General features: G+C 70.2%; 26 protein-coding genes. 17 read left to right on the top strand and 9 right to left on the bottom strand.

From position 1 onward, the window contains the following. Positions 1 to 23 precede the first annotated feature (23 nt). Positions 24 to 461: a hypothetical protein gene (locus tag ABZ321_RS46050; RefSeq protein ID WP_354902497.1), complete on the bottom strand. Its 438-nt coding sequence runs from the start codon at positions 459 to 461 to the stop codon at positions 24 to 26. A 573-nt stretch (positions 462 to 1,034) separates the two neighbouring features. On the opposite strand from ABZ321_RS46050, the gene ABZ321_RS46045 reads away from it, so the two are divergent. The 5 genes from ABZ321_RS46045 (at position 1,035) to ABZ321_RS46025 (ending at position 4,045) form a co-directional block, all read left to right on the top strand. Beyond that, entirely contained in the window at positions 1,035 to 1,616 is a 582-nt protein-coding gene (locus tag ABZ321_RS46045) for a TetR/AcrR family transcriptional regulator (RefSeq protein ID WP_344507083.1), read from the top strand. 22 nt (positions 1,617 to 1,638) lie between these two features. Beyond that, positions 1,639 to 1,860, top strand: a complete 222-nt coding sequence (locus ABZ321_RS46040) for a hypothetical protein (RefSeq protein WP_354902496.1) — start codon at positions 1,639 to 1,641, stop codon at positions 1,858 to 1,860. A 68-nt stretch (positions 1,861 to 1,928) separates the two neighbouring features. Further along, on the top strand, positions 1,929 to 2,774 hold the full coding sequence (locus ABZ321_RS46035) for a nucleotide disphospho-sugar-binding domain-containing protein (protein ID WP_354902495.1): 846 nt from the start codon (positions 1,929 to 1,931) through the stop codon (positions 2,772 to 2,774). Positions 2,775 to 2,941: 167 nt separating this feature from the next. Further along, positions 2,942 to 3,214 carry a hypothetical protein gene (locus ABZ321_RS46030; RefSeq protein ID WP_354902492.1) on the top strand — a complete coding sequence of 91 codons (273 nt, stop codon included), beginning with the start codon at positions 2,942 to 2,944 and terminating at the stop codon, positions 3,212 to 3,214. A 180-nt stretch (positions 3,215 to 3,394) separates the two neighbouring features. Continuing rightward, entirely contained in the window at positions 3,395 to 4,045 is a 651-nt protein-coding gene (locus ABZ321_RS46025; RefSeq protein WP_354902490.1) for a hypothetical protein, read from the top strand. A gap of 150 nt (positions 4,046 to 4,195) precedes the next feature. On the opposite strand, the gene ABZ321_RS46020 is transcribed toward ABZ321_RS46025, so the two are convergent. The 4 genes from ABZ321_RS46020 to ABZ321_RS46005 form a co-directional block, all read right to left on the bottom strand. After that, positions 4,196 to 4,831: a LysE family translocator gene (locus ABZ321_RS46020; RefSeq protein ID WP_354902488.1), complete on the bottom strand. Its 636-nt coding sequence runs from the start codon at positions 4,829 to 4,831 to the stop codon at positions 4,196 to 4,198. Between the two features lie 591 nt (positions 4,832 to 5,422). Further along, positions 5,423 to 6,088: an SDR family NAD(P)-dependent oxidoreductase gene (locus ABZ321_RS46015; protein WP_354902485.1), complete on the bottom strand. Its 666-nt coding sequence runs from the start codon at positions 6,086 to 6,088 to the stop codon at positions 5,423 to 5,425. A gap of 70 nt (positions 6,089 to 6,158) precedes the next feature. Continuing rightward, a complete protein-coding gene (locus tag ABZ321_RS46010; protein WP_354902482.1) occupies positions 6,159 to 6,686 on the bottom strand; it encodes a MarR family winged helix-turn-helix transcriptional regulator in 528 nt (175 codons plus the stop codon). Between the two features lie 190 nt (positions 6,687 to 6,876). Beyond that, positions 6,877 to 7,782, bottom strand: coding sequence for a helix-turn-helix transcriptional regulator (locus ABZ321_RS46005; RefSeq protein ID WP_354902479.1), 906 nt, complete (start codon positions 7,780 to 7,782; stop codon positions 6,877 to 6,879). A 167-nt stretch (positions 7,783 to 7,949) separates the two neighbouring features. Here ABZ321_RS46005 and ABZ321_RS46000 point away from each other — a divergent pair, with 167 nt between their 5' ends. From ABZ321_RS46000 to ABZ321_RS45975, 6 genes are all read left to right on the top strand, one after another. Then, positions 7,950 to 8,996: an NAD(P)-dependent alcohol dehydrogenase gene (locus ABZ321_RS46000; protein WP_354902476.1), complete on the top strand. Its 1,047-nt coding sequence runs from the start codon at positions 7,950 to 7,952 to the stop codon at positions 8,994 to 8,996. 406 nt (positions 8,997 to 9,402) lie between these two features. Continuing rightward, positions 9,403 to 9,873, top strand: coding sequence for a hypothetical protein (locus ABZ321_RS45995; RefSeq protein ID WP_344507102.1), 471 nt, complete (start codon positions 9,403 to 9,405; stop codon positions 9,871 to 9,873). Positions 9,874 to 9,993: 120 nt separating this feature from the next. After that, positions 9,994 to 10,191, top strand: a complete 198-nt coding sequence (locus ABZ321_RS45990) for a hypothetical protein (protein ID WP_354902473.1) — start codon at positions 9,994 to 9,996, stop codon at positions 10,189 to 10,191. Between the two features lie 51 nt (positions 10,192 to 10,242). Further along, positions 10,243 to 10,764: a DUF3592 domain-containing protein gene (locus ABZ321_RS45985; protein ID WP_354902470.1), complete on the top strand. Its 522-nt coding sequence runs from the start codon at positions 10,243 to 10,245 to the stop codon at positions 10,762 to 10,764. 13 nt (positions 10,765 to 10,777) lie between these two features. Beyond that, the gene (locus tag ABZ321_RS45980) at positions 10,778 to 11,410 is read left to right on the top strand and encodes a hypothetical protein (protein ID WP_344507106.1); all 633 of its coding nucleotides are present in this window, start codon (positions 10,778 to 10,780) and stop codon (positions 11,408 to 11,410) included. 231 nt (positions 11,411 to 11,641) lie between these two features. After that, complete coding sequence (locus ABZ321_RS45975) at positions 11,642 to 11,875, top strand: cold shock domain-containing protein (RefSeq protein ID WP_354902467.1); 234 nt, start codon at positions 11,642 to 11,644, stop codon at positions 11,873 to 11,875. 31 nt (positions 11,876 to 11,906) lie between these two features. Here ABZ321_RS45975 and ABZ321_RS45970 read toward each other — a convergent pair whose 3' ends face one another. Continuing rightward, on the bottom strand, positions 11,907 to 12,488 hold the full coding sequence (locus ABZ321_RS45970; RefSeq protein WP_354902464.1) for an HD domain-containing protein: 582 nt from the start codon (positions 12,486 to 12,488) through the stop codon (positions 11,907 to 11,909). Between the two features lie 113 nt (positions 12,489 to 12,601). Here ABZ321_RS45970 and ABZ321_RS45965 point away from each other — a divergent pair, with 113 nt between their 5' ends. The 3 genes from ABZ321_RS45965 to ABZ321_RS45955 are packed head-to-tail and all read left to right on the top strand — an operon-like array spanning position 12,602 to position 16,612. Then, the gene (locus ABZ321_RS45965; RefSeq protein ID WP_354902593.1) at positions 12,602 to 14,005 is read left to right on the top strand and encodes an FGGY family carbohydrate kinase; all 1,404 of its coding nucleotides are present in this window, start codon (positions 12,602 to 12,604) and stop codon (positions 14,003 to 14,005) included. Further along, positions 14,002 to 15,390, top strand: a complete 1,389-nt coding sequence (locus ABZ321_RS45960) for an NAD(P)/FAD-dependent oxidoreductase (RefSeq protein ID WP_354902463.1) — start codon at positions 14,002 to 14,004, stop codon at positions 15,388 to 15,390. The genes ABZ321_RS45965 and ABZ321_RS45960 overlap by 4 nt, the downstream gene beginning before the upstream one ends. Beyond that, complete coding sequence (locus ABZ321_RS45955; RefSeq protein ID WP_354902461.1) at positions 15,383 to 16,612, top strand: FAD-dependent oxidoreductase; 1,230 nt, start codon at positions 15,383 to 15,385, stop codon at positions 16,610 to 16,612. Before ABZ321_RS45960 ends, ABZ321_RS45955 begins: the two co-directional genes overlap by 8 nt. Positions 16,613 to 16,634: 22 nt before the next feature. Here the strand turns inward: ABZ321_RS45955 and ABZ321_RS45950 are convergent, their stop codons facing one another. After that, positions 16,635 to 17,243, bottom strand: a complete 609-nt coding sequence (locus ABZ321_RS45950; protein WP_354902458.1) for a hypothetical protein — start codon at positions 17,241 to 17,243, stop codon at positions 16,635 to 16,637. A 339-nt stretch (positions 17,244 to 17,582) separates the two neighbouring features. Between ABZ321_RS45950 and ABZ321_RS45945 the strand changes: the two genes are divergently transcribed. The 3 genes from ABZ321_RS45945 to ABZ321_RS45935 all read left to right on the top strand — a co-directional run bounded on the left by ABZ321_RS45945 (position 17,583) and on the right by ABZ321_RS45935 (position 20,505). Then, complete coding sequence (locus ABZ321_RS45945) at positions 17,583 to 17,858, top strand: hypothetical protein (RefSeq protein WP_354902456.1); 276 nt, start codon at positions 17,583 to 17,585, stop codon at positions 17,856 to 17,858. Between the two features lie 272 nt (positions 17,859 to 18,130). Then, on the top strand, positions 18,131 to 18,820 hold the full coding sequence (locus tag ABZ321_RS45940; protein WP_354902453.1) for a hypothetical protein: 690 nt from the start codon (positions 18,131 to 18,133) through the stop codon (positions 18,818 to 18,820). 578 nt (positions 18,821 to 19,398) lie between these two features. Continuing rightward, the gene (locus ABZ321_RS45935; RefSeq protein WP_354902451.1) at positions 19,399 to 20,505 is read left to right on the top strand and encodes a HEAT repeat domain-containing protein; all 1,107 of its coding nucleotides are present in this window, start codon (positions 19,399 to 19,401) and stop codon (positions 20,503 to 20,505) included. Positions 20,506 to 20,882: 377 nt separating this feature from the next. On the opposite strand, the gene ABZ321_RS45930 is transcribed toward ABZ321_RS45935, so the two are convergent. After that, a complete protein-coding gene (locus tag ABZ321_RS45930) occupies positions 20,883 to 22,736 on the bottom strand; it encodes a hypothetical protein (protein WP_354902448.1) in 1,854 nt (617 codons plus the stop codon). Positions 22,737 to 22,874: 138 nt separating this feature from the next. Beyond that, a complete protein-coding gene (locus ABZ321_RS45925) occupies positions 22,875 to 23,672 on the bottom strand; it encodes a hypothetical protein (RefSeq protein WP_354902446.1) in 798 nt (265 codons plus the stop codon). Between the last annotated feature and the right edge of the window lie 97 nt (positions 23,673 to 23,769).

The following is a 23,769-nucleotide window of genomic DNA, read 5'->3' as shown; positions in this document are numbered from 1 at the left end:
GCCAAGGGCGAGGGCGTCCGGAGTCAAAGTTCTGTCCGGCGGCGCCACCATGGCAGGTAGGCGGGCGTGAAGGGATCGGGAACCGTCACGGCGCGGTAGCGCGCGTCCAGCGTCGCCACGATCGGCCAGAGCTGTCGGCGTGCTGGTCGACGGAGTTCGGCGAGCAGAGCCTCCAGCAACGCACGATCGTCGGCAAAAGGTGGGCTGAACTGCCATCCGTAACGCCATCGGTCTGGCCGCGGGCATCGGGCCCAACCGGTCCACCGAAGCAACGCTCGTGCGACCTGGTCGGAGTCGAGGCCGTGACGACGTTCGAAGTCGCGTATCTGGTGCTCGGTCGAGGTTGACAGGCTGGTGGGCAACGGCACGCGTGATGCGGGGACCAGATACCAGCGGCGGCGGCAGGACGACTGCATCCTGATCTGACTCGCTGATCGGCGAGGCATGAACACTTCCAGCATCAACTATGTCGTTACATCATGCCACTGCTGCGTGCTGGCGTAACACCCGCGTCGAAGCGCTGAAGCCCCGCTTCCTCGCTGTGATCACGCGCCAGACACCTCCAGCGGCATCGCACCTCTGATCAGGTGTCCGGTCATGCCGCGGGTCTCGCGCGTCGAGGTCCTGTAGATCGTCACGCTTCGTGGCGGTGGACAGGCACATCGAATCACGGCTTCGGCGCTCGCTCGTGCCGAATTGAGGAACCCGGATCATGCAAGACCATCGCCCTATCGACGTACGTGAATCATGGCCATCCGTATCTCGATATCGACCCGCCGATCGCGCGCTGCGAGCACGCAGGTGTCCATCACGTTGTCCGTGAAGGCCCGGTGCGCCGGCTACCTAGGAGCGACCGCCGGTCGTTCGTCGTGGGCGTGCTGCAGGCCGCCACCCGCGGGCTGGCGCGCCGCTTGCCTGCTGGTCAGGCTCGCCGTAGCCATTCCGGTCGCCGGTTTGCCGGCCGGAGTGCGCCCTACTATTTCGCGTTAGTACTCGTTGACATCAAATTCTCGCGCGGCGTAGCGTGAGCACGGATGGACGCCCCACGCACCTACACCATGCGGGCGCGCGCTGACGCGAAGGCGGCGACGCACCTGCGGGTGCTGCGCGCCGTACTCGAGCTGAGCGAGGAGAAGATGACGATCGAGATCACGCTCGACGAGGTCGCCTCCCGCGCCGGCACGAGCGTGCAGACCGTGCTGCGGCACTTCGGCAGCCGGGACAACCTCCTCGACGAGGCGGTGCGGCTCGCCTCCGCCGACGTCGAGGAGGAGCGCCGCGCGCCGGTCGGCGACGTCGCCGGCGCGCTCGCGGTCATCGTCGCCCACTACGAGCGACGCGGTGACTATGTCCTGCGGCTGCTCGGCCAGGAGCACGACCCGCGCATCGCCGCCGTCGTCGGGCCGGGCAAACTGCTGCACCGCCGCTGGGTCGAGGACGTCTTCCGGCCGCAGCTCGACGCGGCGGGGGGCGACCGGGACACGCTGATTGACCTGCTCGTGGTCGCCACCGACGTCTACGCGTGGAAGCTGCTGCGCCGCGACCGCGGTCTCGACGCCGCGACCACGCAGGCCCGGATGCATGCCCTGGTCACCGCGATCCTCGTCGGCAAATGACCCGCAAGGAGGAGCGAGCACCGTGGACGCACTCTTCGCCACCGTCGACGCCGGCGGAAACCTGCCGCCCGCGCTCGGCATCGCCCGCGAGATCGTGCGGCGCGGCGGGAGCGCACGGTTCCTCGGCCACGAACCGCAGCGCGCCGCCATCGAGCGCGCCGGGTTCCGCTTCGAGACCGTGCGCGAGGGCCGGCAATACGATTCGGCGGCACCGCGCAGCACCCTGTCCGCCTGCGCGACCTGACCGCGGTCTTCGCCGACCGGGGCATCGGCACCGACGCCGTCCGGCTGGCCCGCGCCGAGCCCACCGACGTGGTCGTCGTGGACTGCCTGCTGCTCGGCGGGCTCGACGAGCTCGTGCGGGCCGGCCTGCCGACCGTCTCGCTCGTGCACACCCTCTGGAGCTTCTTCCACGCCGAGGCGCGCGGCCCGGTCGGCGCGATCCTGCGCCTGCGCGGCATCCGGATGCGGCCCGTCCTGGCCTCGCCCGCGCTGAGCCTGGTGACGGTGCGCGCGGACTTCGAGCCGCCCGCGGGTCCGCCGGCACCCTCACGCGTGCATCACATCGGCCCGGTCTGGCAGGTGCCAGCAGGCGGCACGCCCCGCCCGGCCGAGCCCACCGTGCCGCCCCGCGTGCTCGTCAGCCTGAGCACCACCCGGTTCCCCGGTCAGGACAAAGCCCTGCAGCGGATCCTCGACGCCGTCGACGGCCTGGACACCGACGTGGTCGTCACCACCGGGCCCTCGATCGATCCGGCCTCCCTGCGGGTGCCGGGCAACGCCGCAGTCCACCGCTACCTCGACCACGCAACGGTCATGCCGGAAACGTCGCTGGTGATCGGCCATGGCGGGCACAGCACCACCGCCCGCGCCCTGTCCTATGGAATCCCGCTCCTCGTCCTGCCGATGCACCCGCTCATGGACCAGGCCGCCATCGGCCGCGCGCTGGTCCGGCACGACGCGGGCCGGATGCTGGCCAAGTCGGCGCGGCCGAAGACCATCCGCGCGGCCGTAACGGCGCTGCTCGCCGACGGCCCACACCGCACGGCCGCGCGCCGGCTCGGGGAGCAGATCCGCGAGCGCGACGGCGCCGCCACCGCCGTTGACCTGCTGGAGCAGTTCAGCAACAGTCGAGCGGATCCGACGGGACGCCGGTGACCCGAGGTCGAGGATCACATTGCTGACCGCAGTGCTCAGCCTGAACGCCAACGCCAGGACTCCAAAAACCGACCCAATGACCGCGCCGACACTCCGTCTCAGCTTCCCGCAGACATCCATGATCCGGTAAGAAGCCGATGAGTGGGTGGTGGGGTCCAGCTGGCATCGTGGAGCACGTGATCGATCCAAGACGGCATGCATGGAAGGCGACCGCTCGCGTGCTGGTGCTCTACAACCCGAAGGGGCAGTGGCGTTACGCCGTCTACAACGACAAGGGGGTCCTCGACGGCATGCTTGATGCCTCAGCGGAGGCGGCCCCGGAGGAAGCGCAGGCACAACTGCTGGCCGAGGTTGAGGAGATCACCGAGCAGCGGTACGTCGCCAGGTGGACGCAGAACCGGCCGCACTGGTGGACGGCGGACCTGATCGTGACCTTGTGACACATGGGCTCACGTTCCGCCTGATCACGTGCGCACTCATGCCGCCGGACGAGCGCGCCGTCATCCGCGCCGGTGTGACTCTCCGTATGGGATTCGCAAGCCCGGGGAAGACCGGCGTTCACTGAACTGCCGATGAGCAGTCGTGGCGCTGTCGAGACAGTGTTCGGCTATCGTGCCGACGTGGACAGCGTGCTACTGCGTCGGCTGGCAGCACACCGCGGCGTCGCAGTGCCGGACCAGGAACGGCTACCCGAGTTTGCCGATAACCTCGGATGGCGCCTCGCCGACATGCTCGCGATCGCCGGCCTGCCGATACCAGCCGATCTGATGCCGGCCGACCCCACTGCGAAACGCCAGGTTCAGCATGTGCTCCAGGGAACCTGCCGGCTGACCGCCAAGGAAATAGGTCCGATCCGCCAGTACGCCCGCGCACTGCCCCCATCGCCCAACCCGCGCCAGCAGGCAGCGCCACCGGCGACCGTGACGTTCGGCGCGGTGCTCGAACGGCTCATGCTCGTCCGGAACCTCGACGACACGAGCGTGTGTCATGTCATCGGCTGGGCGGAGGCATTGCTCCGCCGGCTCATCCTCGGGTACTTCCCCCCAAAACCGGTGTGGCTGCTCTACCTCGGCGACGTGCTCGACCTGCGCCCCGACGACCTGGCGGCGCTCAGTGCAGTGCCCACACCGTCAGGCAACGAGCCCACCCCGGACTACAGATCACACATCGGTGGACTGGTCTGGGACCTGACGCCGCTCTCGGCGGACGCCATCGAAGAGGTGGCAAGCTTCGTCGTACACATGCGGCATGACGCAACAGGCGACTGGTGATGCCATGTGAACGGTGGAACGCACTGCGCGAGGCGGTCGTCGAAACCGGCGACGGGCTCGTGCCGATGACGGAAGTTCGACTCGGTCCGAGCTGAGGGTTCCAGCTGATGGGCGCAGCGGCAGATCGAGCGAGGGGTGACTGGGATGGACTTACCTGGCGGTGGTGAACGCGAGCCGGACCCCGAGGCCGATCAGCGCCGTGCCGCTCATCCCGTCGATGAAACGACGTGCGGCCGGTCGGGAGAGCACCCGGCGCGCCGCGGCGACCAGATTCGCCACGGTGAGGAACCAGGCGGCCGTGATGACCACGGCGATCAGTGACAACGTCAGCATCGGGACGAGGCCGGCATCGGCCGAAAGAAACTGGGGCAGGAGCGCGACAAAGAAGATCGCCGCCTTGGGGTTGAGCGCATTGCACAGCAGACCGTCACGGAACGATCCCCACAGACCTGAGCCAGCGGTGCGCTCGGCGTCTGGATCGGCTCGGACGTCGCGCGAGCGCCATGCCGAGCGCAGTGCGTTGACACCCAGGTAGACCAGATAGCCCGCGCCTACAAGCTTGATGATGGTGAAGGCGACGGAGCTCATGGCGACCAGTGCCGCAACGCCGGTGGCGGCGGCAATCGCCCAGGCGAAGACCCCGGCGGCGACGCCCACCGCTGTCGCCATGCCGTGCGCGCGGCCTGCAAGGGCCGAGCGGCGCATCACGACGGCGAAGTCCGGTCCAGGCGACATCGCACCGAGGGCGACAACGCCGCCGAAGGCCAGCACCTGCGCGGTTGTCATCACCGTTCCTCCCTCCGTTCCGCGGCGACGCGCGCCACGGCCGAGCCGTCACTGTGCTGCGGGCTCACGCAGCACCTTCCTCAGATAGGCCGCCGACTCCTCGTACCCGAGCGCGACGTAGAACGGCGCCGCCCGTCGGGTGGCAAGCGTGACAAGGCTGCAGTTCCGGCTCACGGCCCACCGTTCGAATGCCTCCATCAGTGTGCAGCAGACAGGCATCATCCGTGTTCAGCAGGGCGGCGTAGTTGGCATCGAACCGCATTCGGGAGAACGGGAACGACTGTGCGAGCCGACTTGCAAGCTCGGCTACCGTCGCGGCGTCGCTGCTGGTGGCATGCCTCACCGAGACCGAGGGATCGTCCACCGTCACATTATCCACGATGCCCGTCGATCAGTCTGGGCTGTCTGGCCAACTCACCGTTGCAATGGCCAACTCAGTCTGGCAGGTACATGTGTGACTTTGCGCGACGGATGGCGGAGACGGCAGCAACGCGCATCATGTCCTGATCCTGGTCAATCTGCCGGCCGGGCAAGAGACCGACTCGTCGCCACCAGCCACGGGAGGACGGTGGGCAGGTGATGGGCAGGTAGTCAGGCGCCGATGAAGTGCTCGGCCTGAGTTCGGGTGGTGTGCAAGGTCCAGTAGTCGAGGGCGATCTCGTCCGGCGCGCGATAGGGGACGCCGTCTGGGGCCTGGGTGCCGATCATCAGGTTGATGGCCACGCTCGCCACGTAGACGCCCTGGTCGGCGAGGGTGTTGTGCAGGTTGATGGCCCAGTTGCGCTGGCCGGCCTGGGCGATGTTGACGTCGGCGAGCATCGGGTACGGGTTGATCGCGCCGCCGCCGGTGGTGAACAGCACCGTGCCGGATCCGGCCACGATCATGGCGGGCAGCACCGCCTGGACCGCGGCGACCGCGCCGTACAGGAGGCTGTCGATCGGCTGGCGCAGCGATTCGAGGGTCACGTCTTTGGGTGCGGTCATGGTCAGGCCCGCGTGCGGGGAGTACTCCAGCACGTCGATCCGCCCGAACCGCGTGATCGCGTGCTGCAGCGCGGCGGTGACCTGGGCGGCGACTGCGGCGTCGGCAGGGAACCCCTCTGCGGTGATCCCGACGGCGTTGAGTTCGGCGACCAGGGCGTCGAGTTTGTCCTTGCTACGCGAGATGAGGGCGACATCGAATCCGTGGCCGCCGAAGACCTTGGCGATGGACAGACCGAGACCCGGCCCGGCTCCGACGATGGCGATGGTGGGCATGGCGAAGCTCCTTCAGAGGTGTAGCCCCGGCCGGACGGCCGGGTGAGTGGGAATGCGCGACGCGGACGGGTCAGCCGTGCTCGGCCGGCACGGCCGCGCCGGGCGGTGCCCATTCGGTGGGGCATGGCGCGTTCAGGGCGGCGAGCAGCCGCTGGGAGACGGCGCCGAGCTGACGTTGCTGCGCCTTGGTCAGCGGGTCGATGACCAGCCGGCGCACGGCGGCGACGTGGCGGGGTGCGGCGATCGCGACCTTGGCCATGCCGTCGCCGGTGAGCGTCGCCAGGGTGGCGCGCCCGTCGGCCGGGTCGGGGTGCCGGCTCACCCAGCCGCGCTTCTCCAGCCGGATCACCACGTTCGACAGCCGGGACAGCGTGCTGCCGACGTACTGGGCGACCTCGCTCATCCGCAGCGTGCGCTCCGGCGCCATCGACAACGCGGACAGCACCACGTACTCGAAGTGGGAGATGCCCGCGTCCCGCTGCATCTGCGCCTCCAGTGCGGCGGGCAGTTGGGTGAGCACGTAGGCGAACGCATACCAGTGCTGCTGCTCATCGGGGTCGAGCCACTGCGGCTCTGCGACCTCCGGGGCGCCGTCCATCACCCCAACATACTCCAAGTGTGAAGCATCTCCAACCCGCGTTTACTCTTTGCTTGAAGTAAACTGCGCATAGGTTTCAGTACACGCTTGAAGTATATTGGAAGGGACAGCAAGGGCCGATGAACGTCGTCTTGTGATCATCACAGGTGGGTTCGAACGGGCCGGTGGGCGGTGCCGCGGTGTCGGTTGGTCAGCCGCGCCCGGACTTGGCGCTGCGGTTGGTGGGCGCTTCGGATGCTGCCCAGCTGGCGAGGAGGTGGAGGGCGTCTTCGCTGGGGGTGCCGGGCTCGGCGGTGTACATGAGCAGGGTCTGGCCGGGGTCGGCGGCGAGGGGGGTGGCTTCGTAGGGTAGTTCGAGGTCGCCGACGACGGGGTGGTGGACGCGTTTGACGCCGGTGGTGTGGAGCCGGACGTCGTGGCGGGCCCAGCGGATGCGGAAGTCTTCGCTGCGGGTGGAGAGCTCTCCGACGAGTGCGGTGAGGTCGCTGTCGCAGGGGTTGCGGCCGGCCTCGGCGCGCAGCAGGTTGGCGGAATCGTTGGCGATCTTGTCCCAGTCGTGCCAGAAGGTGCGGGCGGCCGGGTTGAGGAACGCGAACCGTGCGGTGTTGACCGGCCGGACCGGGTCGTCGTACATGGGGGCGTAGAGGGCACGGCCGAGGGCGTTGGTGCCGATGACGTCCAGACGGCCGGAGTAGACGACGGCCGGGGTGGTGGTCATCGAATCGAGGATGCGCTGGATCGGTGGGCGCAGGCTTTGTCGGGCGGTGACGAGCTTGAGGGGGCGGGTGCCACCGCTGGCGCGGACCAGGTCGAGGAGGTGGGCGCGTTCGGCCTCGTTGAGCTGCAGTGCGTGGTTGATGCCGTCGAGGACGGATTCGGACACGCCGTGGGCTTCGCCGCGTTCGAGGCGGATGTAGTACTCAACGCTGATCCCGGCGAGGGTGGCGACCTCCTCCCGGCGCAGGCCCTTGACCCGGCGGTTGCCGCCGAAGACGGGAAGGCCCGCCTGTTCGGGCGTGAGCCGCGCCCGGCGGGTGGCCAGGAACTCGCGCAGCTGCTGGCGCACGTCGGCGGCGACCTTCTTGGGTTCTCCCACGTCATCTACGGTACGAGGTCGGCAATCGGCGAAGGAGTCACTGGCGGTACCCCTCTCGCAGACTCTGCCACCGCCTCGCCGATCCAGGTTCCCTGGAAGAAGCCCAGCGGTCGGCCATCGCACGCCGGCCACCGTCGTTTGTCGAGTTCATTGGAGTTCCGTTCGTCATGCCTACGACCGTCGCTGCCTACGCCGCGCTGTCCGCCACCGAACCGCTCAGGCCGCACCCGATCGAACTGCGCGATGTCGGGCCGCTCGATGTGCGGATCGACATCAGGTTCGCCGGGATCTGCCACTCCGACATCCACACCGTGCGCAGCGAGTGGGGCCCGGCCAACTACCCGGTCGTGCCGGGCCACGAGATCGCCGGGATCGTGACCGAAGTCGGTGCGAACGTCACGAGGTTCGCCGTCGGTGACCGGGTCGGCGTCGGCTGCCTCGTCGATTCCTGCGGCGAATGCTCCAGCTGCGAACGCGGCGAGGAGCAGTACTGCCTCAACGGCAGCACCCCCACCTACAACGGCGTCGGCCGGGACGGGCGGCCCACCCAAGGCGGCTACGCCCAGTCCGTCGTCGTCACCGAGCGATTCGTCTGCCGCATCCCCGACGGCATCGGCCTGGACGTCGCGGCGCCGCTGCTGTGCGCCGGGATCACCACCTTCTCGCCGCTGCAACGGTGGGGCGCCGGGCCGGGCAAGCGGGTCGCCGTCGTCGGCCTCGGCGGGCTGGGGCACATGGCGGTCAAGCTCGCCCACGCGATGGGCGCCGACGTCACCGTACTGTCGCAGTCGCTGAAGAAGCGCGAGGACGGCCTGGCGCTCGGCGCGTCCGGCTACTACGCCACCGCCGACCCGGACACGTTCACCGCCCTGGCCCGGACGTTCGACCTGATCATCAACACGGTCAGCGCCCCGGTCGACCTGGACGCCTACCTGTCGCTGCTGGTCGTCGACGGGGTGCTGGTCAGTGTCGGCGGACCGCCCGAGCCGATGCAGGTGCACTCCGGTTCGCTGAGCCTGCAACGGCGCATCCTCACCGGCTCGATCATCGGCGGGCTGCCGCAGACGCAGGAGATGCTCGACTTCTGCGCCGAGCACGGCATCGGCGCCGACATCGAGGTCATCGGCATCGACCAGGTCAACGACGCCTACGAACGGGTCCTCGCCTCCGACGTGCGGTACCGGTTCGTGATCGACACGGCCACCCTGACCTGACCGCCCCACCCAAGCGTCGGTCGGCGGGCACCCGCGACGCCCGCCGACCCGAGCCGCCCGCAAGAAGCGGCCGGACCGCAGAACGCGCCGCGGAGGCTGATCTGGCTCAGCGTCGGCGCCTTGCTGTACGTCGGCGCCTTCGGCATCCTCGCCTTATCCAGCAGATTCGCCGCACGCTCCGACACCATCCAGCCCAACGGCGTCCACACCAGCGGCGACAAACTACCGCGTAGCACTCAGCACGACCTGCTGCCCGCTTCCAGCTAACACACCCCGCACCTTGCGCAGACTCAGGTGCGGGGATTCCGCGAGTTCTGCTCGGCTCTCGGGCCGGCCTCGTCGCCGAAGCAGGACTGCGCAGTGCGGATGGCCTTGACCGGCGCCGCCCCCGGTACCGTGCCAACACATGAGCTATGACCTCACGTTCTTGCTGAAGGACTCGGCCTCACCGTCCGACGCTGAGGACGTCGAGGACGAGGGCTGGGACGACGATGACGACGACGAGGCGCTGGAGGCGCCGGACGGCGCGGCCTGGGAGCGCATCGTCGAGGAGTCGCGGAGCGTCCTGGGCGACGTCGACGTTCGTCGGCATGAGGGCTACTTCGAGCTCGACCACGAGCCCACCGGCATTCAGGTCAGCCTGTACGCGGACGAGGCCGGCGTGACGGTCCCGTACTGGTATTCGGGGGCCGAGGCCGAGGCGATCGTCCGGGTGATGTATCAGATCGGCGAGATCGTGGAACGCTGCACGGGCATGGCCGGACGGGATGAGCAGGTCGGCCTGCCGGTGGCCGACGCTGCTGGCCGGCAGCAGCTCGCGGTCTCCATCTTCAACCACGTGTCGGGCACGGTTGTCCAGCCCCAAGCTGAGGAGTAGAGCGCCGCGGAGCGGTCGGCCTGAAGGAGTGCCGCGACGCGTCCCAGCCAGCGTGCCGGCGGTCGGCGATGCGATGGAGCCGCTTCGGTCGCGCCAGGCGAAGGCCTGTTCATGGGTGGCGTGACACTCCCCCTGGCGTTGGCAGATCTGGGACTGATCGACGAATACGTGTTCGTTGTACAGCCGGTCCTCGCCGGACACGGACCGACATTGCTCACCGGCCTGCGCGAACGCATCCAGCTCGAGCTCGTGGACCGCCATGAGTTCCGGTCGGGGGTGATCGCCCTGCGATACCGGCCCACACGAGCAACGGCTTGACGTGACTTGTCCTGACACGTTGGCCGCTGCCTCGCGACGGATAATGAGCGCATGGCCGGGAAGCGGAAACGGCGACGACGGTTGCGGCCGGACGATCAGGCGACGAGGTTGACCAGGCTGAAAACGCGCCCCACGCTGCCCAGGCGACGCCGCGCACGGCACAGCTCGCCGTACGCCAACACGAAGGAGTGGGCCGGCATCGTCTTGGCCACCGTCGCCGGGCTGGTGTTCGTGTGCATCGCGCTCCAGATGCACTACGACCATCGGATCCTGCAGCAACGTGGGCTGGTCACCACGGGCGAAATCGTGTCGGTGTCGTACACCAAGGGCGGCGCTTTCGCGGAAGTTCGGTTCACCACCGCCGACGGAAGGACCGTCCAGGCCGACGTGTCGAACACTGGCGATGCGACCGAGGTCAAGATAGGCGCGCGGATGGAAGTCCGGTACGACCCGAAGGACCCGACCGGCCGGGTGGAAGACCCGAACGGCGACGGGAGCACCCGCTGGATGGTGGGAATCGGCGGAGTCGTGCTCCTGGCCGGCGCCGCCTACGGCACCTCCCGCGTCGCGTAGTTAGGTGGCCACGGTGCGTAAGTGGATTGCTGTGGCGGCTGTGGTGCTGCTCGGCGGATGCGCAAGTCCCGCGGCAGGCAACGATGCAGTGGTGGCGACCGCGTACGAGGGGTCGTCGGTGCCCTTCGACAGCCTCAAGGCCTTCGTCGCCGAGCGTCCGGTCATTGCGACCGGGACGGTGACCGCCGTGAACGACGTGGCCTACGAGGTGCCGGTCGACCCGAACGCCGAGGGCAACATCCCCGGCGAAGGGCCAGAGGTTTACGGGTCGATCTCGTTCAAGCTCGACTCCGTCATCAAGGGCGACATCAAGCCCGGTGCCACGCTCACGATCGTGTACCTGAGCGGCAAGTGGAACAAAGAAGACAAGAAGGGTCCCCGCCTGGGGTACACCCATGACAAGTTGGCGAACGTACAGAAGGCCGACTCGCGGCTCAAGAGTCCGACCGAACTGGCCGGCACCGCGTTCGCGATTTTTGCGGCACCGAAGCCGGCCACGGTGCCGGTGAAGGCCGCCGGACTGTACGTCGCCGGGATCGCCACGGTCGATGCGAGCGGACAACTCAAATTCGCAGGTCCGTCACCGTTCGTGTCCAAAACGAATACGCCAGCGACGCTCGATGACGTGAAGGCCGCTCTCGGCTGACGCGTCGCACGGACGATCCGGTCGCGGCGCGTCGCGACCGGATCGCTGTCACCAACGGGCGCCGCACCGTGTTCGGTTGGCCGGCCTGCGCGGCGAATCTGCTCCTACACAACGAGCCATGCGCAAGGCAGCGCGGCAGTCGCTGTCAGTGGCACAGACGACCATTCACTCCAGGTCGTTCGTGCTGCGGAAACCGCGTTGGTGGCGGCACGTCCGGCTTACGCTGCGCGGGTGACTGAGCAGGTGCGCACCGGCACGACGACGGCGACGACTCGGGAGTGGCGGATCGACGAGGGCTGGGGTGTCCTTGACTCGCCGGACACGCCGGGCGGGTGCTGGGCGCACTTCAGCGCCATCGACATGCCCGGGTTCCGGGCCCTGGAGCAGGGCCAGGTGGTCCGCCTCGACTGGGAGTCCCCCGGCCAGGACGGCTTCGACTACCGAGCCGTCCGCGTGGTCCCGTGACCGCGCGGCGACCTGAGCCGCGCGGAGGGTGCTACGCGGTGGCGAGGTGGAGGTGGTGTTCGACGCGGGCGGCGGTGGCGAGGATGTCGGGGGCGCGCAGGTGGTGGACGCGGGCGTTGTCGGAGGTGGCGCCGTGGCGGGACAGCATCTCGGCCATGCGGGTGCGGACGTCGACGCGGGTGCCGTCCGGGCCGACGGTCTGGTCGGCGTACGTGAGGGCGTCGGCGACCAGGGACAGCTCGCGCGGGAACTCCGCCAGCTCGTGGTGCAGGCCGCGGACCTCCGCGACGTAGCAGGCGCCCGAGTGGTAGGCGACCAGGGCGTTGATCCGGGCGGCCCAGCCGGCGCCCCGCAGGAACCGGGCGCCGTCCAGCGGGTGGAAGCCGGTGTCGCGCACGGGGTCGGCGTAGCCGATGTCGTGCAGCCAGGCGGCGGCGACGACGCGGTCGCGGTCGGCCGGGGACATCGCGGGGCCCAGGGCGGCGCAGAGCTCGACGGCCCGGGCGGCCACGCCCGCGGTGTGTGCCCAGCGCTGCGGCAGGTCGGTGAGCAGGGCCTCGGCGAGGTCCCTGGCCGCGGCGACGTCGACCCGCTGCCGCACCATGGTCGTCATACCTACGACCGTAGGACGCTGAACGCCCGGTGCCGAGATCCCGGAAGGGAGTTCGCGCCTGCTTCACCTGTTGTTCATCTTTAGGGAGCGAACGAGAACTGGTATACGTGACCATGCGCATTCTCGCGGTCGACCAGGGGACGTCGGGCACCAAGGCCGTGGTCACCGACGGCCGTGGGGCGGTGCTGGCGATCGCCGAGGAGCCGCTGCGGCCCTCGTACATCGGCGGCGGCGGTGTCGAGCAGGACCCGGGCGCGCTGCTGGAGTCGGTGCTCACCGCCGGCCGGCGTGCCGCCGAGGGGCACCGGATCACCGCGGTCGCGCTCGCCAACCAGGGCGAGACGGTCCTCGCGTGGGACCGGGCGACCGGCGCGCCGCTCACGTCGGCGATCGTCTGGCAGGACCGGCGCGCGGAGGCGGTCTGTGACGCGCGGCGGGCCCACGAGACGACGGTCGCCGCCCGTACCGGACTGGTCCTCGACCCGTACTTCTCCGCGCCGAAGATGCGCTGGCTCCGCGAGCACCTCACCACCGACGGTGTCGTCACCACCACCGACACGTGGCTGGTGCACCAGCTGTGCGGCGCGTTCGTCACGGACGCGTCCACGGCCAGCCGGTCGCTGCTGCTCGACCTCGACACGGGCGCGTGGAGCGGGGAGCTGCTCGACGTGTTCGGCCTCGGTGGGGAGGCGCTGCCGGAGGTCGTGGCGAGCGACGCGGTCGTCGGCACGACCACGGCGTTCGGCGGCGAGGTGCCGGTGACCGGGCTCATCGTCGACCAGCAGGCGGCGCTGCTCGCCGAGGCCTGTCTGCGGGCCGGGGAGGCGAAGTGCACGTACGGTACGGGCGCTTTCATGCTCGCCCAGCTCGGCGCGGCACCGAGAAGGTCGGCGCACGGCCTGTCGGCGTCGATCGCGTGGCGGCTGCGCGACCGGGTGGAGTACTGCCTCGACGGGCAGGTGTACACGGCCGCGTCCGCGGTGCGCTGGCTCGCCGACCTCGGGCTCATCGACGGCGCCGACCAGCTCGACACCGTCGCCGCCGACGACAACGGCGGCGTGCTGTGCGTGCCGGCGCTCGCCGGGCTCGCCGCGCCGTGGTGGGACGCCGGCGCGACCGCGCAGCTCACCGGCATGACGCTCAGCACCGGCCGCGGCCATCTCGTCCGAGCCGTCCTGGAAGGCGTGGCCGCGCAGGTCGCGGCGGTCGCGCGGCTCGCCGGCGACGACCTCGGCACGCCCCTGACGCGGCTGCGGGTCGACGGCGGGCTCACCCGCTCGCGGGTCCTCATGCAGGCGCAGGCGGACCTCGCGCAGCTGCCGGTCGAGGTGTACCCGTCGCCGCACGCGACCCCGCTCGGCGCCGCCGCCTGCGCCGCGCTCGCCCTCGACCCGGCACTGACCGCGGCGGACGTGACCGGCGGGTGGCAGCCGTCCGCGGTCTACGAGCCGCGATGGTCGCCGGACCGGGCCGCCGAGCACATGGCCCGCTTCCACGCCGCGGTCGAACACCGATGACCACCTACGACGTCGCGGTCATCGGCGGCGGCCTCGTCGGCGCGGCGATCGCCCGCATGCTCGGCGGCACCTCGCTCACCGTCGCGCTGGTCGAGGCCCGCGACGACGTCGGCGACGGCACCAGCAAGGCCAACACGGCGATCCTGCACACCGGGTTCGACGCCACCCCGGGCACGCTCGAGGCCCGTCTCGTCGCCCGCGGGTACACCATGCTCGGCGACTACGCGAAGGCCACCGGCATCCCGGTCGAGCGCACCGGCGCGCTGCTGGTCGCGTGGAACGACGAGCAGCTCGCGACGCTACCCGCACTGCGGGCGAAGGCGGAGCGCAACGGGTACCTCGAGTGCGAGCTGGTCAGCGCCGCCGACATCTACGCGAGCGTCCCCGACCTCGGTACGGGCGCTCTCGGCGGTATGACCGTGCCCGGGGAGTCGATCACCTGCACGTGGACGACCAACCTGGCCCTCGCCACCGACGCCGTCAACCGCGGCGTGACGCTCCTGCTCGGGCACCGCGTCATGGACGTCGACAGCACTCCCGATGCCGTTCGCCTCGTGTGTACGGGCGGCGACGTCACCGCACGCTGGGTGGTCAACGCGGCCGGGCTCGGCGCCGACACCGTCGACCGGCTGTTCGGCCACGAACGGTTCACCGTGACGCCGCGCCGCGGGGAGCTGTTCGTGTTCGACAAGGCGGCCCGGCCGCTGGTGCCGTGCATCGTGCTGCCCGTGCCGTCCAAGGTGGGCAAGGGCGTCCTGGTCAGCCCGACGGTCTACGGCAACGTCATGCTCGGCCCGACGGCGGAGGACCTCGACGACCGCACCGCGACCGGCACCTCGCCGGAGGGCCTCGACTTCCTGCTCGACAGAGGCCGCGCGCTGCTGCCGCGCCTCCTCGACGAGGAGGTCACCGCCACGTACGCCGGCCTGCGCGCCGCGATCGACCGCGACGACTACCTGATCGACGTCGACCCCGCGCGCCGGTACGTGCTCGTCGGCGGCATCCGCTCCACCGGCCTCACCGCCGGGATGGCGATCGCCGAGCACGTCGGCTCGCTGCTGTCCGGCCATCTGGACGTGACGCCCCGCGACGAACTGCCGGACCCACCGCGCATGCCGAACCTCGGCGAGGCGTTCCCCCGCCCGTACCAGGACGCGGCCGCGATCGCCGCCGACCCGGAGTACGGGCGCGTCGTGTGCTTCTGCGAGCGGGTCACGATGGGCGAGATCCGCGACGCGTACACGTCCCCGATCCCGCCGGCGGATCTGAACGGCCTGCGCCGCCGTACACGGGCGATGAACGGCCGCTGCCAGGGCTTCTACTGCGGCGCCCAGCTCCGCGACCTGGTCGAGACGCTCGGAGGCACCAGTGGTGGGCATGAATGAGCACGTCAGGGTCGCGATCGTCGGCGGCGGGCCGGCCGGGCTCACCGCCGCCGCGGCCCTCGCCCGGCGGCTCGGCGACGGGGTCCTCGTCCTGGAGCGGGAGGCTGCGACCGGTGGCATCCCAAGGCACAGCGCCCACCTCGGGTACGGCATCCGCGACCTTCACCGCTTCGTGTCCGGCCCCGCCTATGCCCGCCGCCTCACCGACGCGGCCCTGTCGGCCGGCGCCCGGCTGGAGACCGAGGCGACCGTCACCGGCTGGACCGGTGACCGCTCCCTCGAGGTCACCTCCCCCCGCGGCCGGCGCGTCATCACCGCCGACGCGGTCGTCCTCGCCACCGGCGCCCGCGAACGCCCGAGACCAGCCAGGCACATCCCCGGCGACCGCCCCGACGGCGTGTACACCACCGGCCAGCTCCAGCAGCTCGTCCACCTGTACCGGCGCGACATCGGCACCCGGGCGGTCATCGTCGGCGCCGACCTCGTCAGCTGGTCCGCCGCCCTCACCCTGCGCCACGCCGGCTGCCGCCCCGCGCTCATGACCACCGAGTCGCCGCACGCGACGCTGCGCGTGCCGGGCCGGCTCGCGTTCGGCGTCCCCGTCCTGACCCGCACCCGCGTCACCGCCGTCAACGGCCACGGCCGCGTCGAGTCCGTCGACATCGAGGACCTGCGCACCGGCCGCCGCCACCGGGTCCCGTGCGACACCGTCGTCCTCACCGGCGACTGGATCCCCGAACATGAGCTCGCCCGCACCGGCGGCCTCGCCCTCGACCCCGGCACCCGCGGCCCGCGCGTCGACACCACCCTCGCGACGAGCGTCCCGGGCGTGTTCGCGGCCGGCAACCTCCTGCACCCCGTCGACACCGCCGACCTGGCCGCCCTCGACGGCCGCCACGTCACCCCCGCCGTCCTGTCCTTCCTCGCCGGTGCCGCCGCTGATGTACGACCCGTCGCCCTGACCTGCGAGCCCCCGCTGTGCTGGGTCGCACCGCAGCGGTTCCACCCGACCGGCCCGCCCCCGGTCCGCGGCCGCCTCCAGCTGTGGACCGACACCTACCGCCGCTTCCCCCACGTCCTCGCCACCCAGGACGGCCACCGCATCGGCGCCGCCCGTCTCCCCTGGCCCGCCGCCCCCGGCCGCGTCTTCCGGGTCCCGTTCAGTCTCGTCACGGCCGCCGACCCCACCGGCGGCCCCGTGACCATCTCGCTCGCCTCCTGACGGGCTTCCGGGCGGGCGTCCGTCAGAGGATCTGACTGACCTTGGTGGCGATGTCGACCAGCGCCCAGCCGGCGAACAGGGCCAAGGCGCCCCTGGCGATCCAGGCGACCATCGCCGGCATCCGCTGCCAGACGGTCTGGTCGCTGCCGATCCAGCGGTCGCCGAGCCACGTGACGAGGACCGTCGCGAGCAGCGGAATACAGAGAACGAGGGCCACGGCGACGAGCGGCGGGTCGAGCAGCGTGAAGTCGACACCGTCACTGTGGACCATCATCGACCCGATGACGAGCGTCGCTCCGAGCGGCACGCTGACCCGCCGCCACCACACTGGACCGAAGCGCAGACCCCGGATGGCAACCCAGACCAGCCCGCCGATCGCGCCGATGACGGTGCAGACCAGCATGAGGTTGACGGTGCCGGCAAGGGTGAACTGGCCCATGACGAAGCCGTCATCGCTCAGCACCCCGGTCGCCCGGGGATGGTTCATCCGGGCCAGCGCGAGCATGATCAGCCGCCCGCCGACACCCCCGGCGACCAGCCCGGCAACGCCACCGGCCAACACCGCGACCCCCAACCTGCGGACCCACTCAACCCCACTGGCCAGTGTCGATGTCTGCTCTTGCACGGTCATTCAACGCCTCCGACGCTCAGAGCCAGTGATCGTAGTTACCTGATCACCGCCTCCGTGTCGCCTTTGCGCGCCAGCCCCGTCCGCTGCTTGACACCCCGACGCCAGCCAGCGCCGCCAGGCCGTTGCGGACGGCCGGCGGCTCCTGCAGCCCGCCACCGTCACGACAGGCACCAGCTATTGACCAAGGTGCAAGGCACCGGACGAGTCAAACCAGGACGTCAGGTCACTGTCAGTAGGGGTCGACCGTCATGACGAGTAGTTGCGAGTCGCGCGCATCTGCTTGATATGCGTGCACGCCGACGCCGCTGCCGCCCGCAGAAACGATCGAAGATCAGGAGGATGGCGGAGGCCCTGCGCCTTGCGGTCATGACCGATGATCGCACCATGAAGTACAGCCATGCGTGTCCCAAGTGTCATGCGTCGGACATCATTCGCATTCCAGGCCACACAGGTGCGTACGGATCCGGTAACAACATCCAGGTAGGCCAGTTCACAAGGCCTGTCCCGGTCGCCCGCTATGTATGCATGAACTGCGGCTTCGTCGAAGAGTGGGTAGACGCGCCGCAGCACCTTGCCAAGCTTCGCGAAAAGTTCGGGCCGAGGAGCCCGGCGTGACGCCCTGGGTGTCCCGCCAGGTCGACCACTGGTGGCTGCACGCCCGCCCGTCTTGCCGCGACCAGGCAAATCCAGCGGTCCATACCCTGTACCGGTGAGGCGCCTGGCAAGCCCTCTTGGTTTCCGCATCTGCCGCCGACCGTGCGCGCTGGCCAACTGTACGGCCATCACGGTCCGTAGGCTCGCTTGTCGTCTGCCGCATCTCTTGGACGCTCGCACATGCCGAGAGGCGGACGGTGAGCGCGTGCCGCGCCGTGTCGGAGAATTGGCTGATGTCGCAAGCGCACGTCCTTGTCTCCCCATCACCGCTGGGCGCGCGTGCGCAGGAGTTCCTGACCATGCACGCGCGGGTGGCGCCGCTCGAGCCGGGGCCGAGTGATGACGAGTGCCGGGCTGCGATGCGTTCGGTGCTCGGATACAGCGATAAGGGTATCCTGGCCACGTTTCGGCGTATTCAGCGTCGATATTCTGGATTGACCTACTTCAGCGTGTTTCGTCAAGCCGAGATCCTGTTCGAGCCCACATTCGAGGTCGATCTCGATACAGGACAGGTCGTCTTTGCGTACGCCGTCATGGACGCCACGCCCGACGGCTGCCGCAGTGGATCTGTGCGCCCCGACGAAACGGTGTGGTTCGGCTTCCTGGACCGTGACGCGCCGGCGTTTCCCTCACTCGATCACTTTCTGGAGTGCGACGCCCTGCTCCACCACGCCCACCAACAGCGACTCCTGTCCACGGAGACACCGCCGGACGCCAATGCCTACCTGACCGCCCTACGTGCCCGTCATCCACGCCTACGGCCGATGAACTCGGCGAGCGGATTCTCGGTGGGGTGGTGGACCGATGATGAGAGGCTCGTGTGCATCAACGGACTCGAGGCGCGGCTGACGGCCGACGGACACGGCATGAGCCCGACGCCGACCGTCGTGACGACCTGGCTCATCGACGAATCCTCCCGATAGGGGCCACCCGCAGCCACGCCAGCGGTTCCGCATCCGCTCATAGCCGCCGACCGTGCGCGCTGGCCAACTGTACGGCCATCACGGTCCGTAGGCTCGCTTGTCGTCTGCCGCATCTCCTGGACGCTCGCACATGCCGATGTCCGCGCACGTGATCTTGGAGTAGCGACGCTTCGGCTGACTCGGCCCTCCCGCATCGCCGAGGACGTGTGCCCGATCAGGATAGAAGCGCATGGAAAACGGATATCTTGGCGGAGCGGTGATGCCGGACCTCGCTGGTAGCCTGCGATGCCGTGGATGTTGCAGCGCTCGTAGCCGAGCTCGCGGCCGACGACCAGCGCGAGCGCGACGCTGCGATTGATGCGCTCGCGGCGGCGGGGGCTGCGGCGGTCGCGCCGGTGCTCGCTCTCCTTCGCGACGAGTCCTCACCGGTCGCTGCCGGGGTCGTCATCCAGGCGGTGCAGCGGATCGGGGCGCCGGCGCTCGCCTCACTCGTGGCGCTGCTGTCAGGTGAGGGCTCGACCGAGGTGGCGCGCCGAGCGGGGTGGGCCCTCGCCGGGCTGAACGTCGATGACCCGGCCGTGTTCGTGCCGTTCTTGCGCCATCGTTCCCCTGCGGTCCGCAGCCGGGTCGTCGCAGTGCTGGGTCAGCGTGTCGCTGTGGCATTGCACGAACTGCTGCCCCTGCTCGGTGACCCGGACGACGATGTGCGCGCCGCCGTGGTGTGCGCGTTGCCAGCGCTCGGCGCCGCTGCGGTCGACGCGCTGCGGGCCATCCGGCGCGCGCCCGCACCCGACCGTCACAGCCGACGCACCGCGCTGACGGCGCTGGCCCAGGTCGGTGGCGCGGCGGCGCTCGACGACACTGACCGGATGGTCGTCGAGCGTCTGATCCGGGTGAAGCAGGCGCACGAGATGCCCGAGCCGATGCACCTGTGCAGCACGTGGTTTGCCGTGCCCACCGCAGACCAGGCCGCCGTGCTGAACGCGCTCGACCTGTCGGACCCGGTGCCGGTCACGATGCGGCTCGGGGCTGCGGCCTGGAACGCCGACCATCATGCGTGGGACCACGAGCACGGCGGCTGTGCCCGGGTTTACGTCTCACCGACGCTGGAGGGCTGGACCCTCGCGTTCGGCCGACCGGTGCCGAGCCACGACGCCGGCGAGGACGCTGTGCGAGGCCATGCGGCCGCGACCGCCGTGGCGCTGAGCCGCCGCTTCGGTGCCGCCCACTGGTACGGCATGAGCTGCGGCGACGGCTGGACCGCCTGGTGCATCGCGGTGGAAGGAACGGTCGTCGCCGAGTCCGACGGCAGGTTTGACGACGACCTCGATGACGATGACGAGGCTCCGCCAGGCCCGACAGTGCCATGGCCGGAACCGATCATCGTGGTGGCCGGACAACTACCGCTGTTCGACGTCGCGGCCGCGACCGGTTCCGACCCGTCTGTGCCGACGCCCGACCCGGTCATCCGAAGCCGGCTCGCGGCCCAGCTGATCGAGCAGTGCGCGGTGCTGATGGAGGAGGGCCGCACGGCCGGGTACCTCGCCGCGTCCACCGTCGCTGGTCGCCTGTCGGTCGACCCGGGCTCGATCGGCCCCGGCACCAGACACGAAGGACACGGCGTCCTCGCGCTCACCGCCTGCGGCCGCAAGCACGGCGTCCCACCGGCCGCCCTGGAAATCTGATCACGTCCGGGCGCGGCACGCCATGGTGACCACCACAAGGGGTAATGGCGCGTAGATCACCGGCGCACGTCCGCGCCGCCGCCCTGACCGCTCCGTTCCGGCATCTCAGGCCTCAGCCACAGGACGGCGCAACGGCCTGACACCGGCTGCACTACCCATCTAATCCGGCAGCACTGCCGGGCGGCCTGCTGACCGTCCGAACACATCGACACGCACGCTGAAGATCGAACGCTCGCTCATGCCGCAGGTCTCGCGCGGCAACCGGTTCGAAGATCGTCACGCTTCGTGGTGACTGGCGGGCGCATCGAACCGTGCGGCTGTGCGCGCTTGTGCCGAGAAGCGCGCACCCGATCATGATCTCGATTCTTGGAGGAGGGTCAGAGGAGGATACGGGCCAGAAGCACGGTGTCTTGGCCGTCTCGGGCCGTGGTCAGGCCCATGGACTTGATCGGGGCCATGTCGGCGGTGCCGGGCACGTAGATCGCGGCCGTCGGGTTCTGCAGAGCGCCCTGCATCGTCTGTTTGAAGAGCGGGGTGGACGACAGCGGGGTCTGGGCGCCGGCGTACTTGGCGGTGCGCAGGACCAGATGGTCGCCCTGGACGGTGCAAGTGGCCTTGGCGGTGCTCACGACGGAGGCCAGGTCGTTCTTGAGCTGCGTGGCGGCTGCCGCAGTGGGCAGCCGGAGGTCCAGCTGGACCGGCAGGCCCTGCTCGTCGGTGTCGGCGCCGGCGATGGTCAGGGTGAAGGACTTGGCGGTCGGCAGCGCCTTGGCCAGGGATTCGCCGCCCTTGAGTACGGCCGGGTCGCCGACGGATCCCGCGAGGAGGTCGGTGAAGAGTTCGGGGTGCTCGCTGAGGTACTTGTCGACGGCCTCGTCGTCGTTCGGGTCGATGTTCGGCGGGAGCTTGAACGGGGGCTCGTCGGAGCCCGCCGGCTCGGCGCCCATGAGGGCTTCGGGGAACAGGAACGCGGTGAGGGCCATGCCCTCGGCGCCGAACGCGGACAGGTCACCGGCGGGGCTGTCGGCCGCGGCGGCCATCCGCGCGTCGGAAGGGAGCGCGCCGAGGTTGGCGATGAGGTCGGCGCCGTTGCCCGTACCGGTGAAGGGAACGTTCTTGGTGTTGATGAACCGGGCGCGCAGTTCGAGCGCGTCGTCGGTGGCCTGCAGGCCGGCGATCAGGGTGCCGGACAGCTCGGGCATGGGTGCGGCGCCCGCGGTGTCCGTGAGCTCGCCCGGCCCACCGAACGGTGCGCCCGGGCCGCCGATGGACTCGCCGAAGGCCAGGTCGGAGACGGTGGGCTCCAGGGCGGCGGCGCGGCTCAGGTCGGCCCAGGCGAGGCCGGGCTGGTCGGCGGGGAGCTTGGCGAGGGCGGCCGTGAAGGCCGGGTCGGCCGACAGGTGCGGGGCCTTCGCGGCGGCGTCGGCGGTCTGCTGGGAGTCCTTCTTCGCGAAGGCGAGCAGCGCGTAGCCGTCGAGCATGGCGAAGCCGAAGTGGTCCGATCCTTGCTTCTGCTGTACGGCGGCGAGGCTCTTCTTCGCCTTCTGCGAGTCCTTCGCGGCGACGGCTGCGAGCACCGTGGGCTTGCCGGCGGCGTCCGGCCAGACGGCGACGCCGATCCGGTCGTCGAACCAGGCGGCGACGTCGTCGTAGGAGATCGATGCCTGGAGGTCACTGAACGCCTGGCGTTTGGTCTCGTCGACCGACTTCGGGCCGCTGCCGCCCGCGCGGCGTAACAGCGCGTCGAACTTGACCCGCTGCCCGATGCCAGGTGCCAGGTCCAGGCGGGCGAACGCGGCGACCGAGGCCGGCATGACCGCCTCGGGGAGGGTGCCGACCGGGCCGTTCCAGTAGCGGACGACGGCGAACGCGCCGCCGGCCACGAGCACTGCGGTGGCGACGCCGGCGGCGGCCAGGACCGCGCCGAGGCGGCGGGGTTTGCGCGGCCCCGGGGTTCCGTCCTCGAACATCACCTCGGCGGACGCGGGGACGCCGGCGAGCAGGGTCGTGTCCACCGACGCCAGACCGTCACCGAATGCTGGAGGGTTGCCGAACGCGGCGCCGTCGCCAAACGTCGGACCGTTGCCGGCCGCTGAAGCTCCGCCGGACGCGGGAGCCGGGGCACCTCCGGGCGGCAGGCCGGCGTCGGGCAGGGCCGGGTAGTCGCCGGGCGCCGACGCAGCGGCGGCCTGCGAAGCAGGAGGACCCTCAGGGATTTCGGAACCGGGCACGGACATGCGGTATTGCCCCCCGTAGATGTGACCGGCATCGTAGCGAGGAACCCCATGCTCGAGGTCCCCCGAACAGCCATGTGTCAGTCGATGACGCGGCGATTGACGGCGTCTCCGCCGCAGTAGTCGTCGGGATGTTCATGGGGTTCGCCGGGTGTACCCGTCGACCGGCTGACGCGGTGTCGCGCCGTACAGCACCCGCAGCAGGTCGGCGTACCCGGATTCGGTGCCGATGGCCTGCCGTTGTTCAGGATGCGTGAGGTAGTAGTGGAGGGTATGCGCGAGGAACAGCGCGTTGACGGTGTCCGTGCTGATCCGCCGGCTGCTGGCCAGTCCACGGCGTCGAACCAGCTCGGGTTTGGCGTACCCGAGCCGCAACGACCAAGCGGACGGTGTGGTCGGCGGTAGTGCACTTGGGGACAGGGCGTCCCACGGCACGGTGACGGAGCCGAGTGGGTTGCGTTCCGTGAGCCCGTCCTGTCGAAGCCACAGACCGCTGCCGCGCCATACCGCCGCGACGAGCAGCGCCGCCAGCACGACCAGCACGGCAGCGAGCACGTCCGACGTCCTGGACATCGGGTCCCAGGCGGGATCGCCCTCCCGGGCATGCGCGGCCATCCGGGACGTGGCCTGGGCCGTGCTGATCAACACAGCGGCGGCAGTGGCGAGGACCTGACGGGGGTGCGAGACGGTACGAAACGCTGCCGACCGGGCATCGACGACGAACGCCGCAGGCCGGGGCCTGGCCAACGCGACGAGCGACAGCACGCTGGACGCGAGCACGAGCAACGACAGCACCGCCGGGATCGCGTACCTGGTGTCGCTGTCCGGCGCCGCCAGCAGCTGCACCCCGGCGGACCCTACCGCGATGAGGACCACACCACCGATCATCGAACGCGGATACCGTCCGATGCCGTCGAAGATCGCGGAGAACATCCCGGCAGGGTACGGGGGTACGGCCAGCGCTGGCCAGCATGTGCGACGCTTCGGCTCGGTGCCCGCCGCAGGTGCAGGCTTCAGCTCCAGCGGACTT

It is taken from the genome of Dactylosporangium sp. NPDC006015, from assembly GCF_040614215.1.
Lineage (GTDB): Bacteria > Actinomycetota > Actinomycetes > Mycobacteriales > Micromonosporaceae > Dactylosporangium > Dactylosporangium maewongense.
This window is presented reverse-complemented; position numbering and strand designations above follow the sequence as displayed.